The 13461-nt window shown below is 57.4% G+C and carries 10 protein-coding genes; 4 read left to right on the top strand and 6 right to left on the bottom strand.

The features are described 5' to 3' along the window. The first annotated feature begins 460 nt into the window (after positions 1–460). Positions 461–1642, top strand: a complete 1182-nt coding sequence (locus DSL70_RS17530; protein WP_205563320.1) for an iron-containing alcohol dehydrogenase — start codon at positions 461–463, stop codon at positions 1640–1642. Positions 1643–1712: 70 nt separating this feature from the next. Here the strand turns inward: DSL70_RS17530 and DSL70_RS17525 are convergent, their stop codons facing one another. Both DSL70_RS17525 and DSL70_RS17520 read right to left on the bottom strand, forming a co-directional pair. Further along, complete coding sequence (locus DSL70_RS17525; protein ID WP_162916862.1) at positions 1713–2543, bottom strand: universal stress protein; 831 nt, start codon at positions 2541–2543, stop codon at positions 1713–1715. 467 nt (positions 2544–3010) lie between these two features. Continuing rightward, entirely contained in the window at positions 3011–3877 is an 867-nt protein-coding gene (locus DSL70_RS17520; protein WP_119309266.1) for a DMT family transporter, read from the bottom strand. 564 nt (positions 3878–4441) lie between these two features. Here DSL70_RS17520 and DSL70_RS17515 point away from each other — a divergent pair. Further along, a complete protein-coding gene (locus DSL70_RS17515; RefSeq protein WP_119309265.1) occupies positions 4442–5458 on the top strand; it encodes a LacI family DNA-binding transcriptional regulator in 1017 nt (338 codons plus the stop codon). 135 nt (positions 5459–5593) lie between these two features. On the opposite strand, the gene DSL70_RS17510 is transcribed toward DSL70_RS17515, so the two are convergent. From DSL70_RS17510 to DSL70_RS17500, 3 genes are all read right to left on the bottom strand, one after another. Beyond that, positions 5594–6580, bottom strand: coding sequence for a glutathione S-transferase family protein (locus DSL70_RS17510; protein WP_119309264.1), 987 nt, complete (start codon positions 6578–6580; stop codon positions 5594–5596). Between the two features lie 122 nt (positions 6581–6702). Further along, entirely contained in the window at positions 6703–7302 is a 600-nt protein-coding gene (gene wrbA / locus DSL70_RS17505) for an NAD(P)H:quinone oxidoreductase (RefSeq protein WP_119309263.1), read from the bottom strand. A 60-nt stretch (positions 7303–7362) separates the two neighbouring features. Beyond that, the gene (locus DSL70_RS17500; protein ID WP_119309262.1) at positions 7363–8274 is read right to left on the bottom strand and encodes a pirin family protein; all 912 of its coding nucleotides are present in this window, start codon (positions 8272–8274) and stop codon (positions 7363–7365) included. A 470-nt stretch (positions 8275–8744) separates the two neighbouring features. Between DSL70_RS17500 and DSL70_RS17495 the strand changes: the two genes are divergently transcribed. Next, positions 8745–9458: a FadR/GntR family transcriptional regulator gene (locus DSL70_RS17495; protein ID WP_205563319.1), complete on the top strand. Its 714-nt coding sequence runs from the start codon at positions 8745–8747 to the stop codon at positions 9456–9458. Between the two features lie 10 nt (positions 9459–9468). Here DSL70_RS17495 and DSL70_RS17490 read toward each other — a convergent pair whose 3' ends face one another. Then, positions 9469–10968: a protein adenylyltransferase SelO gene (locus DSL70_RS17490; protein ID WP_119309261.1), complete on the bottom strand. Its 1500-nt coding sequence runs from the start codon at positions 10966–10968 to the stop codon at positions 9469–9471. A 166-nt stretch (positions 10969–11134) separates the two neighbouring features. Here DSL70_RS17490 and DSL70_RS17485 point away from each other — a divergent pair, with 166 nt between their 5' ends. Then, the gene (locus tag DSL70_RS17485; protein ID WP_119309260.1) at positions 11135–13390 is read left to right on the top strand and encodes a molybdopterin-dependent oxidoreductase; all 2256 of its coding nucleotides are present in this window, start codon (positions 11135–11137) and stop codon (positions 13388–13390) included. Positions 13391–13461 lie beyond the last annotated feature (71 nt).

Genomic DNA, 13461 nt, shown 5'->3' with positions numbered 1-13461 from the left:
ACTGCAACGCAAATGCAGGTAACTGCAGTTGCCTAATTATTTGGTTTTAGTTCTTTGGTTTTAGATAGTTTTTTTAGGACGACTTTCAGCCATGCGATGAGTGCGTGAGTCCCTGCGGAGTCGCATGAGGTATCTGGATAGCTAAAATGGGAAAAACTGATGACTAATAAATAGTTATACGTATAATTTTTTGCTGCAGCGCAGCGAATTTGCATGCCTTGTCGATCAGGAAGCAGCTTGACGCGGATGAAGAGGGAGCCTTTGATGGCATTTGCAATCCGAACGGTGTTTCCTCACCATGAAACCTGCTCTGGAGCACTCTCTATATAATGGCGCTCGCTGCATGAAGGTCCTGTCAGGCTGGGCCATTATCGTCACGCGAGAGCGCCAGCAGCTTGTGCAGCATGACCGGACCTTGGTTGCCGGTCTTCCACGTCCATTCCTTAATCGGAGCCATCCAATGACATCTTCTATCCCAGCTTTCCAGTTCATGACAGCCACCACCATTCATTTTGGTCGCAAGGAAGCGGCGCGCAATGTCGCGGCGCTGGGTAAGCTGGGCTCACCCCTGCTGCTGGTTCATGGTCGGGATGGCACACGCGTCGAATGGCTGCTGGAAGCGTTGATCGGGCAGGGTGTCGAGGTGGTGGCTTTCTCTGCGCCAAGCGAACCGGATGTTGCACTGATCGAGGAAGGGGTGGCACGCGCCCGCGCAACGCAGGTGAAGGCCATTGTCGCTATCGGTGGCGGGGCCGTGATTGATACGGGCAAGGCGCTGGCGGCGCTTGTGCCCGCCAAGCGTCCGGTCATGGATCATCTGGAGGTCGTCGGCAAAGGGTTGCCACTTGAACAGGCGCCGCTTCCGTTTGCTGCCCTGCCAACCACCGCTGGAACCGGCGCCGAGGTGACCAAAAATGCCGTGCTGACCGTACCGGAAGCTGCGCGCAAGGTTTCACTGAGAGACCCGCGGATGCTGCCGACACTGGCGATCGTCGATCCTGAACTCACTGACTATCTGCCCCGCGCCATCACGCTGGCAAGCGGTCTGGATGCTGTGACACAGGTCATTGAACCCTATCTGTCCTGCAAGGCGAACATACTGACGGATCTTCTCTGCCGCGATGCGATTCCCCAGGGCCTCAAAGCTCTGACAACGTTGATGAAGGCCGAGGACAAGGGCGCACGCGATGCCCTCGCCTGGACGAGCCTTTGCGGCGGGCTGGCGCTGGCCAATGCCGGTCTTGGTGCTGTCCACGGTCTTGCCGGTGTGCTTGGTGGCGAAACGGGGGCGGCCCATGGCGCTCTGTGTGGCGCTCTGCTGCCCCACGTGCTGACGGCCAACGAACAAGAGGTACGGGTGTCTGACGCCCTTGATGAGGGTGAACGCATCCGACTGCTTGAACGGTTTGCCGAGGTAAGAGGCTGGATCGGCGGAGCCTTGGGATGCCCCGCCGATCAGGCGCTTGATGAACTGGCAATCTGGTCTGGCGCCAACGCTTTGCCGGGGTTGCAGGCTCAAGGGGTGGAGAACGCCCTTGTGCCGTCTGTCGCCAAAGCGTCTGCGGCGTCATCTTCTATGAAGGGTAACCCGGTGCCGCTGTCTCTGGAGGCACTGGAAGCAATCCTTCACGCGGCCGGTTGAAGGTCGGATGGATCAAATTGTGCAAGCGATATCTCGACCCGGCTCGGCGTCTGATGGCCAGCATCAAACATCAATGCGCCATGAAGACGGGCACCCGAACGCTCTGTAGCATCTCGGTGGTTACGCCGCCGAAGATGTCCTGAGAGAATTTCGAATGCTCATAGGCCCCCATGATGATCAGTGACGACCCCAGTTCGTCGGCTGTCTGAACAATGGTTTCGGCAACGGAGCGTCCGACACCGCGATCATGAATGTGCTCAGCTTCGATATTGTGCCGCGCCAAAAGCCCCATGATGCCGCCATCCGGATGCTGATCGACGGTATGGGACGGGCCAACGGTGAGCAACGTTACCTGTGCCCCCTGTTCGAGCAACGGCATGGCGTCGCCAACCGCTCTTGCAATGGTGCGTTTGCCATCCCAGGCGATCAGGACCTTTCTCGGCGGCCCCTTGGATTTATACCCGTCAGGCACAACAACCACCGGCCGGCCGCTTTGCAGGGCAATCCGGTCGGGATAGGCTGCAAGGAACTCGAACTGTTCGTCCTCGGGATGATTGCCGGTGATCACGATATCGTAGCAGCGCGCCACTTCCGAAATGGAAGTCACCATCTGGGGTTCGATATCGATGAAGCTAGACTGGGCTTCAAGGCCTGCGGCCTTAACTGTTTCATGGAACCGGCTGATGATGTCGGCGATGCGTTTGTTCTCGGCTTGCTGAACCGCGAGATGAACCTCCTCGGAGACAATGGTGGCGATGCGTTTTTCCATCTTGGAAAAGCCGTGCCGGATGATGCCGGTAAGCCATGCATCATAGTGATGAGCGAGCCTGATCGCAAAATCGAGACCGCTTCCCTCGTCCTGTTCGCCGCAGTAGGCGTAGAGAATGCTCTTGATGGTCATGCGCTTTCTCCTTCTTGTTTTGCCGAGGTGGCCGCTCATGCCTGTGAAAGAGGGCACAGAGCTGCCGCGTGTGGCAATTCTGAAAGGGACCTTGCGGGGACACGCAGATGCTTGCCGGAGCACTGCAGGCGGCACTCGTTTTAAGCGGCTGGACCCGTGACAATGACCTGAGGTGACGATGGGCGTGCTTGAAATTGGCTCAGGCCTGTGCGCCGTGGCGAACAGCTCATGACGAAGTCCGGACCGGGACTACACGCAACGGGTCGATTACCGCACGATGCCAATCCACCATCGAACCCTTGTTTCCATTGTAGGCAAGGGGGGAAGCTCTAACAATATGGAATATAGTCATAATTCTCAAGGATGGGGCAAGTTGACCTTGCTCTGCCAGCCTGGCCGGGGCTTCATGGATGATGGCCGTAAAACGCTGCTGGCCAGCGTTCACCTCTAAGCCTGTGTTGAGGCGATCAGCGATTGCCACGGTGGATGGTGTAAAGACCGGCGCCGACAATCATCGTGGCCCCCAGAATGGTCGACCAGATTGGCAAATCCCCAAACACCAGAAAGCCGATCGGAATGGACCAGACCAGTTGCATGTAGGTGAAGGGCTGAATGGCGCTTGCCTCTGTGAGCGACAGGGCCTTCATGACGCAGAAATGGGCTGCGGTGCTGAAGATGCAAGCGCCAGCGAGAAGCAGCCAGTTCATGTCAGCCAACGCCGGAGCCATCTTGAGGCCCGGAACGGTCGTCAGGACGACACCGATAAGCCCGGCATAGAAGAACGAAGTGAGGGTGCTGTCATGGCGGCTCGCCAGTCGGGTGAATAGCTGATAAAGCGCAAAGGCCGTCGTTGCTGCCAGCGCCACAAAGCCGCCATAGCCCCAGATGTTGCCGGTTGGCTGCATGATGACCCCGAGGCCGAGAAGGCCCACCAGCAACGCGCCAATCCGATGCCAGCCGACAACCTCGCCAAGGAACACGGCGGCAAGGCCCGTTACGATCAGGGGGTGAACCATGATGATGGTGGTGACCTCTGCCAGACCCAGCATGCTGTAGGCATAGATGATCAGGGCGATTTCGGTAACCAGCAGGATGCCGCGGATGATCTGCAGAACCGGACGAGGGGTTGTGATCGCTGCACGGAACCCTTCCTTGCTCACAAGCGCCCAGATGATGGCAACGATCAGATGAAACCAGTAACGGAACATCATGATGAACCAGACGGAATGGTTGACCACCAACAATTTCGATACAGCATCATGCATCGAAAAGATGATCGATGCCATGATCGCGAAGAAAATGCCAAGGTTCCGGGGCGAGCTAAGTAAAGACATGCGAGAGCGCTTTCGCGTTTAGGGCTTTGTGATGCAGGCGAGAAATGAGGGGAGCCGGGGATTGGGACCCTGCAAATCAGAAAAAGACTGACCTTGTCTGCCTCATCCATAAACGACCCCGCCTCCCGGAACAAGGCCGTTGTATTTTGCGCGTGTTGATGTCTGTGGTTACATCTTGAGATGTGTAAATATGGAGGAATAATAAATCTATCAGGAATTCAAATAACGCGATTGTGAATTTTTGGGGGGGCGGTTCGGGGTGTGCTAATAATTTGAGCGGTTCGAGGGGGAGATCCGAGACCGTATCAATATATCTGATTTAAAAACAATGGCTTTGCAAAATTTTTATTTGCAAACACAGCATAATTTTGACAATAAATGAATGGTTCAACCATTGCGCGTTGATTCTTGTCTGGGGTCAGCGTATCTGCTTATACCCTCCCGTTTTTTTCATTGAGATATTCGGGTGATCATATCAGATATGCTGAAAAGATGACCACGCTCTTTTGTCTGTATTTGGGGTCAGTACAATAGAGCGTTCTTAATATTTCCGTGGGGTGGGCAATGGCAACACTAGCAGATATTGCTAGAGAAGTTGGCGTTTCTAATAAAACTGTGTCTCTTACATTGCGTGGCAAGCGGTGTTCGAGTGAAGAGACGGCAAAGCGTATATACGAGGTCGCCGAACGAACCGGCTACCTGCAAAAATATGCGACCAGAACCAGCAATCTGGAGCAATTCGCGTTTATCGGTTTCATAGCAGATCATGTGGCAACGTCGCCCTATTCGGTGGAGTTGTTGCGTGGTGCGCAAGCTGAAGCCCTTGAACATGGGCGGATTCTTCTTGTTGGTTCTCTTGAAACCGATACGCAGAATCTGGTCGGCATTTGCCGAATGTTTCGTGCCTACAAGGCGGCGGGATATATCTATGCGTCTCGATACCGGCAATATATCAACCATTCTGATGCATTAGGGCAGGAAAGTGTGGTCTATATGAACTGCACTCCAGTCAATGCCAGAGGCAAGATCATTCTGCCCGACGATGAAGAAGGGGGCTTCTTGCAGGCCTCACATCTGCTTGAACTTGGGCACAGGAAGATCGCAGTCATATCCCTGCCGCACGAGGATCCGGCAACCTCGCTGCGGCTGAAGGGGATTTCAAAGGCCATGGCCAAACAGGGCCTGTCCTTGAGTTCCGATATGTGCCACTTGGGTGTCTCGGGGTATTTCGATGTGGGGGAAACCTACATCGCCTATGACAAGGCGAAGGAAGTTCTATCCGCCCCCGAAAGGCCAAGCGCCATTATTTGCGGCAATGATCGCGTTGCGATGATGGTGATGAATGCGGCTCTGGATCTTGGATTGCGCATACCCGATGATCTTTCCATCATCGGATTCGACGATTTCAAGACCATCTCCGAGCATGTCCGGCCGCAACTGACAACCGTGCGTCTGCCCTATTATGAAATGGGGCGCCGTGCCGTGTCGGAGATCGTGCAGGGTGAAAGCGAGGCGAGCTTCGTCAGCCTCATCCGTTGCGAGCTGATCCGGCGAAACTCCTGTGCACCCCATCCGTTCTAACCGGACGGGGGGGGCTTGAGCACGAAGCAAAATGAGAAGTCAAATGGAAAGGCAAGGGTGCGGACCATCCTTGCCTTTGTTTCTTCATGAAAGAGGCTTTTGCCCCAGTCGGTCTGCTTCCGTCACCCTTCTTCTTCAGGCTGCCTTAAGCTGTGCTCTGTTGTGCGGGCGGGCATAATCGATATTCGGCCCCATCGGTACAATGCGGGTTGGGTTGATCATGTCGTGGCTGGCGTAATAGTGGTTCTTGATGTGACCCATGCGCACGGTCGCGGCAACGCCCGGCTGCTGGTAGAGATCGCGGAGATAGTTCGACAGGTTCGGATAGGACTCGATCGACCGCAGATTGCATTTGAAATGGCTGTAGTAGACCGAGTCGAAGCGGACAAGGGTCGTGAACAGGCGCCAGTCGGCTTCGGTCTGACCATAGTCCAGGAGGAACCGTGATTTTGACAGGCGTTCTTCGAGCCAGTCCAGCGTTTCAAACAGCGGCACGACTGCTTCTTCATAGGCCGCCTGGGTCGTGGCAAAGCCTGCCTTGTAGACCCCGTTGTTGACCGTGTGATAGATGCGCTCGTTGAGGGCTTCGATTTCGGCGCGGTGCGCCTCGGGCCAATAGTTCCCGGGCCGTGCTCCGATGCCATCAAAGGCGGAATTCAGCATGCGGATGATTTCCGACGACTCGTTGGAGACGATCGTTCCGGTCTTGGTGTCCCACAACACTGGAACCGTCACGCGGCCGGTATAGGTCGGGTCTGCGCGGGTGTAGATCTCGTGCAGGTAGGACGCTCCGAAGAAGGGGTCGGGGATGACGCCGTCTGCTTCCTCGAAGGTCCAGCCATGCTCTCCCATGAAGCTGTTGACCACAGATACGGAGATCTTGTCGGTAAGCCCCTTGAGAGCGCGAAAGATAAGGGTGCGGTGTGCCCATGGGCATGCGAAAGAAACATAGAGATGATAGCGCCCGGTTTCGGCCTTGAAGCCACCTGAGCCGGTCGGGCCCGCAGAACCGTCGGCGGTAATCCAGTTGCGGAAGGCTGCATCCTTGCGTACAAAACGCCCGCCGGTTGATTTGGTGTCATACCATTGATCATGCCATTTGCCGTCGACGAGCAGTCCCATAGTGTTTCCTTCCTTCTTGTTCAGTTTGCGGATAAACCGGTCTGAAGGCTGGTTTTTCTCCAGACCGGCTTTTTCATTGTTGTTCTTTTTATTATGCGTATTCGTCTGACGTTTCCGTCAGATCAGGCCGTCAGCTTTGCTGCAATCTTGGCAACATGCGCACCTTGGAAACGGGCACCTTCCAGCTCAACAGCGGAAGGCTGACGGGAGCCGTCGCCATCGGTGAGGGTGGTTGCACCATAAGGAGAGCCACCCTTGATTTCGTCAAGGCCCATCTGACCCTGGAAGGTGTAAGGCAGGCCAACAACGACCATGCCGTGGTGCATGAGGGTTGGGACGAAGCCGAGAAGGGTGGATTCCTGACCGCCGTGCTGAGTTGCCGAGGAGGTGAAGATCGAGCCAACCTTGCCAGTCAGCTTGCCAGCAGCCCACAGACCACCTGTCTGGTCCCAGAAGTTGCGCATCTGGGAGGCAATGGAGCCGAAGCGGGTGCCAGAGCCAACGATGATGGCGTCATACTGGTCAAGCTCGTTCGGAGAAGCGATTGGAGCTTCCTGATCCATCTTGAAGTAGGAAGCCTTGGCAACCTCATCCGGAACCAGCTCCGGAACGCGCTTGATGGTGACCTCTGCGCCTTCAGCCGCAGCGCCCTCAGCGACGGCCTTGGCCATGGTTTCGATGTGACCATAAGAGGAGTAGTAAAGAACGAGTACTTTTGCCATTTGAAAATCTCTGCCTTGAGTTGGTTTGGAGTTGGTTTGGTTGTTTTCCAGCCCGGTTGTTTAGTGGGCTGGTTTGATAAAGGTGCCATTGCGCAATTCGCGGATGGCCTGATGGATTTCTTCTTTCGTGTTCATCACGATCGGGCCGTGCCAGGCGACGGGCTCCTGAAGCGGAGCGCCCGAGACCAGCAGGAAGCGGACTCCCTTGGGTCCGGCGATGACTTCAACCTCGTCGCCTGTGCCAAAGTTGATCAGTGTCCGGTTGCCCGACATGTCACGTATATTGACCTCTTCACCCAAGACTTCCTTCTCCAGAAGGATGCCGCGCGGCTTGGAGGAATTGTCGAACTTGCCAGCGCCTTCAAAGACATAGGCAAAGGCGTTGCGGTAGGTGTCGATCTTGAAGCGCTTGCGTACGCCTGCCGGCACGAAGATGTCGAGATAGAGCGGGTCGGCGGCGATGCCGTCCACCGGGCCTTTCTTGCCCCAGAATTCGCCGACGACGATCTTGACGGAGGTGCCGTCATCATCGATCACCTGCGGGATTTCCTTGGCTTCAACATCCTGATAGCGCGGCGCGGTCATTTTCATGCTGGCGGGCAGGTTGGCCCAGAGCTGGAAGCCATGCATCTGGCCCCTCTCGTTGCCCTTGGGCATTTCCTGATGCATGATGCCCGACCCGGCGGTCATCCACTGGATATCGCCTGCACCAAGGCTGCCGTGGTTGCCCAGACTGTCGCCATGCTCAACCGTTCCGTTGAGAACATAGGTGATGGTCTCGATGCCCCGATGCGGATGCCATGGGAAGCCGCGAATATAGTCATCCGGACGGTCGCCACGGAAGTCATCGAACAGCAGGAAGGGGTCGCACATTTTGGGATCATGGAATCCGAAGGCACGGTGCAAACGGACACCGGCCCCTTCCATGGTTTCCTGGGCATGGGTGGTAGAAAGAACTGGTCTGATCGACATTTCTTTTCTCCATCCCGGGTAGCACTGCGCTCCCGGTCCTTGGGTGGATACTACTGGTCAGACGGTGGACCCCTGGCCCTGTCGCACCTGGTAGGCATTGTCTGTTTGGCGATGCCGGTTGCGGTTCGGGGCGGTATCCCGTCTTGTCTTGTCCTCTTAGGTAGTAGCCCTTAACGGAATTTGGAAGCTCAAAGATTTCATCGATGTCATGATCTGAAGCTCATCAATTGGAGATTTTGAATGCATGATTGGCATAATTGTGTATGAGGGCACAAGATTGATCCGTCGCAAAATAGGTGCTACCGTCCGCCAAGAAATCGAAACATCATCCGATTCAAACACACTGACATTCCATGCGGGTCATCCAGAGCCTCTCCGGCGCTGGCTAAAATGGCCCGCACCCATGGTGCGTACGCATGGCCAATACGCACAGCTCATGAAGTCGGCCAACGAAAAATGGTAAGATATCCGTGACGAACATCAGCAGCACCACACCCAAAGCTCCCAGTCTTGCAGACGCAGTATATGAGGCGCTGCTGAGCCGGATCGTGACCGGTGTCTACCCAGAGAACAGCAAGCTGCCGACCGAAGCGGAACTGGCCGAGGACCTTGGTGCCTCCCGGCCCACGGTGCGTGCTGCCATCGCACGGTTGAGGGAAAGCGGGCTTGTCGCTTCTCGGCGTGGTTCGGGCAGCTTTGTGCTCAAGCGCCCTGATGACAGCTTTCTGCAATTTGCGCCCATCGAGTCCATTGCCGATATCCAGCGGTCGTATGAATATCGAATCATGCTGGAAGGTGAGGCTGCCTATTTTGCCGCCGAGCGGGCTGGTGTCGATCACCTCGACCGAATGGCCATCGAGCTCAAGCGCATGGATGATGCCATCGAGACAGGAGACATGGGAACCGGAGAGGACTATCGCTTCCATCTGGCGATCTGCGAAGCGGCCGACAACCACTTTTTCGTCAGCTCCTTTCAGGCCCTCACAGAGGTTTCCCTGCAGGCAATGGACATTTCCCGCAATCTCTCTTCCCGCAGCAAGCAGGCCCGCCGCGTCATCGTGCAGGAAGAGCATCACCGGATTTTCAACGCCATCCGCGCCCGCGACATGGATGCCGCCAGAATGCGCATGCAGGAGCATATCCGCAACGCACGCCGCCGCATCTTCGAAGGACCGCTGTCGTAATCGGTCCCGGCTAGGTGCCGCAATAGGTGACAAACGGCCCGAAATCGCTCGGGGCAGGGCGGGCGAATGCTTCCAGCCCTTCCCGCTCGTCATATGGGTGTGACACCACCTCAAGCAAACGCCGCACCGCTCTGAAGTCGCCAAAGTCCTCGGCTTCCTGCAAGGCCTGCTCGACCATGTGGTTGCGTGGAATATAGAGCGGGTTCACCTGTGCCATGTCGCGCGCGATGGTTTCCAAGGGGCGTGTCTCGTCAGCAAGACGGGTATGCCATTCCGCAAGCCAGCTGGCGATGGACTCCGGATCCTCAAACAACGCCAGCAGGCCGGCCTTGCCTTCCTCGCCCGAGAGGCTGTTACCAAGGCGGCGGAAGAACTGGGTGAAATCGACCTTCTCACCCTGCAATGTGCCAAGCAGGATCTGGATCAGCGCCGTATCCCTGCCACTCGCCGCAAACAGCCCGATTTTCCTGCCCATACCGGACAGCCATGCCTGCTTGTAGGTGGCCATATAGTCGGAAAGGGCATCGGTCAGCATCTCGGCTGCCCGGTTATGATCATCGGGCGCAATCAGTGGCACCAGTGTTTCGGCAAACCGGGCCAGGTTCCACTGCCCCGCCTGCGGCTGATTGGCATAGGCATAGCGTCCCTGCCGATCAATCGAACTGAAGACGGTCTGCGGATCATACTGATCCATGAAGGCACAGGGGCCGTAATCGATGGTCTCGCCGGAAATGGCCATGTTGTCGGTGTTCATCACGCCATGGATGAAGCCCACCTGCATCCACTGGGCGATCAATCTGGCCTGACGGTCTGCAACGGCCTGAAAGAAGGCCAGATAGCGGTTTTCCTTGTCCATCAAATCGGGGTAGTGACGGGTAATGGTATAGTCGGCCAGTTTTGTCAGGCTGTCCCAAGCTCCACGGGCGGCAAAAAACTGGAAAGTTCCGACGCGGATATGGCTGGAGGCCACCCTTGCAAGCACGGCGCCGGGTTTCAGCCCCTGTCGCCGGATCTGCTCACCGGTTGTCACTGCCGCCAGCGCCCGGGTGGTCGGAATGCCGAGCGCATGCATCGCTTCGCCCATGATATATTCCCTCAGCACCGGGCCGAGCACCGCCTTGCCGTCGCCTCCGCGCGAGAAGGGTGTCGGCCCCGATCCCTTGAGGTGGATGTCGAAGCGGTTGCCGTCCTTGTCGAGCACCTCGCCAAGCAGCAGCGCCCGTCCGTCACCAAGCTGTGGGGAGAAGCCGCCGAACTGGTGGCCCGCATAGGCCATGGCGATCGGCTCCGAGCCTTCCGCCACCCGGCTGCCCGCAAGAATCTCAGCCAACACCACATCTTGCGTGTCCAGTGACAGCCCGAGCTTGTCGGCCAGCGCATCATTGAACAGGACAATCCGTGGCTGTGGCGCCTCGGCGCCCTGCCAGGTCACATAGAAGCCTTCAAGCGAACGCGCAAAGCTGTTGTCAAAGGAAAAGGCGCGTGTGGGTATCCTGATTGGTTCAACCATGGCGATCCGGTCTGCTCCCCTCATACGGGTTTTTATCTAATTTCTAACATATAGGGTGTTTCGCGAAGTAATCCAATCTCTTGCACAGCAATGCTCCAAAATGCTAGCGGTGGTGAGACAGTCCGTCGATCCCTGAATTCCATCCTGCCGCCAAGGACAAGCCGCCATGAAATACACCGCCGCGCACTGGGGTACCTATGAAATCCATGACAATGATCTCAAGCCCGTTGGCGACGATCCGGCCCCGTCGCGTATCGGCAAAGGTTGGCTGAGTGCGTCGCGCAACCTCGACAGCCGCATTCTGCGCCCCGCCATCCGCAAGGGCTGGCTGGAAGGCGACGGTGGCAAGAATCGTCTGGATGACGTGTTTGTCGAAGTCAGTTGGGACGAGGCGGCAACCCGCGTTGCAGAAGAGCTGACCCGGATCTGTAAGGAGCATGGAAATGGTGCCATCTATGGCGGCTCCTACGGCTGGGCCAGTGCCGGGCGTTTCCATCATGCCCAGAGCCAGCTCAAGCGCTTCCTCAATCTGGCGGGCGGCTTCGTGCGGGCACGGGAAACCTATTCCCATGCGGCGGGCGAAGTGCTCATCCCCCATATTCTGGGCATGCCGCAGGGGGATTTTCAGGATCAGATGACCAGTTGGGAGCATATCACCGAACATTGCACCCTGCTGGTTGCCTTCGGTGGCATTTCCGGTCGTCCGGCACAGGTTGCCTCTTCCGGCACCGCCAAACACCACACCGAAAACTGGCTCAGGCAGATGAAGGGCCGGATGATCAATGTCTCGCCGCAGAAAAGCGACATGCCGAATGCCGAGTGGGTTTCCATCCGCCCGGGAACTGACGCGGCGCTGATGCTGGCGCTTTGCCATACGCTGCTCGTTGAAGGGCTGCATGATGAAGCCTTCCTGACACGCTATACCTCCGGCTGGCCAAAACTGTGCGCCTATCTGCTCGGCGAGAGCGACGGGCAGGCGCGGAGCGCGGACTGGGCTGCCCCCATCTGTGACGTTGATGCCGAGGCTATCCGCCAGTTGGCGCGGGACATGGCCTCCAGTCACACCATGATCAACGTTGCCTGGGGCGTGCAGCGTACCGACCATGGCGAACAGCCGATATGGGCGGGTCTGGCGCTTGCCTCCATGCTCGGGCAGATCGGCAAGCCGGGCACGGGCTATGGCTTTGGCTATGGCTGTGTTGCATCCATCGGGCGCTCGACCAAGAATGTCTATTGGCCCTCGATCCCGCAGGGCAGGAATGCGGTTGACGATTTCATCCCCGTCGCTCGCGTCACCGACATGCTGCTGCATCCCGGCGAGCGCTATGCCTACAACGGCACGACGCGCACCTATCCCGATATCCGCATGGTGCTGTGGTCAGGGGGCAACCCCTACCATCACCATCAGGACCTTTTGCGGCTCGAGAAAGGCTGGCAGAAGCCGGAAACCGTGGTGGTGTTCGAACAGGGCTGGACGGCAACCGCTCGCCGCGCCGATATCGTTTTGCCGGCGACCACGCCGCTTGAACGCACTGACATCATGCTAAGCAAGACAGAACCGACCCTCATCTATATGTCGCCGGTACATGCCCCGGTGGGCGAGGCAAAGGACGATCATGAAATCCTCAAGCTGATCGCCGCCAAGATGGGGCTGGAAGAGGCCTTTACCGAAGGCCGGTCGCAGGAAGACTGGCTCCGCTGGCTCTGGGACCAGTCCGCAACTCTCGTTGCCGGGCAGGGCATGGAACTGCCCGATTTCGACAGCTTCCGCCAGCTGGGTCGGTTCAATCTGGACCGGGACGTGGAAACCCGCATTGCGCTAGCCGACTTCGTCGCCGACCCGGTGGCTCATCCCCTTGGCACCGAGAGTGGCAGGATCACGCTTTTCAATGAGAAAATCGCCGCCTTCGGTCTTGATGACTGTCCGGGGCATCCGGCTTGGCTGCAGCCGGTCGAAAGCACGCTGGATGCGCCGCAAGGCGCGCTACACATGATCTCGGCCCAGTCGGACACGCGCCTGCACAGCCAGAATGATCAGGGCTCGGAATCCCTGGGCAGCAAGATCGAGGGCAGGGAGGTCTGTCGCCTCCACCCCGACAGTGCCGCCGAACGGGGCATTGCCGAAGGGTCCATCGTCCGACTGTTCAACAGTCGCGGCGCCACGCTGGCCGGGGTCGCGTTTGATGGTGACCTGCGTCGGGATTGCATCGCCCTGCAAACGGGGGCCTGGTTCGATGCAGCCGAGGTTGACGGCATGCGCATGGATATCCATGGCAACCCGAATGCCCTGACCATCGACAAGGGTACGTCCTCGCTGGCGCAGGGTAACATCGGCCACACGGCGCTGGTTTTCGTTGAGCCATGGACAAAGCCCCTGCCGCCACTCAAGGTTTCAAATGCACCGGACTTCGTCGAACGGTGATAAGCTTATTGCTGTTCTAAACTGAAATGAGACAAAAGGCGTTGAACAACAACGCCTTTTTGTTTGTTATG

Source organism: Cohaesibacter haloalkalitolerans (genome assembly GCF_003574655.1).
GTDB lineage: Bacteria > Pseudomonadota > Alphaproteobacteria > Rhizobiales > Cohaesibacteraceae > Cohaesibacter > Cohaesibacter haloalkalitolerans.
The sequence above is the reverse complement of the archived record's forward strand: the minus strand, read 5'-3'. Positions and strand labels throughout refer to the sequence as shown.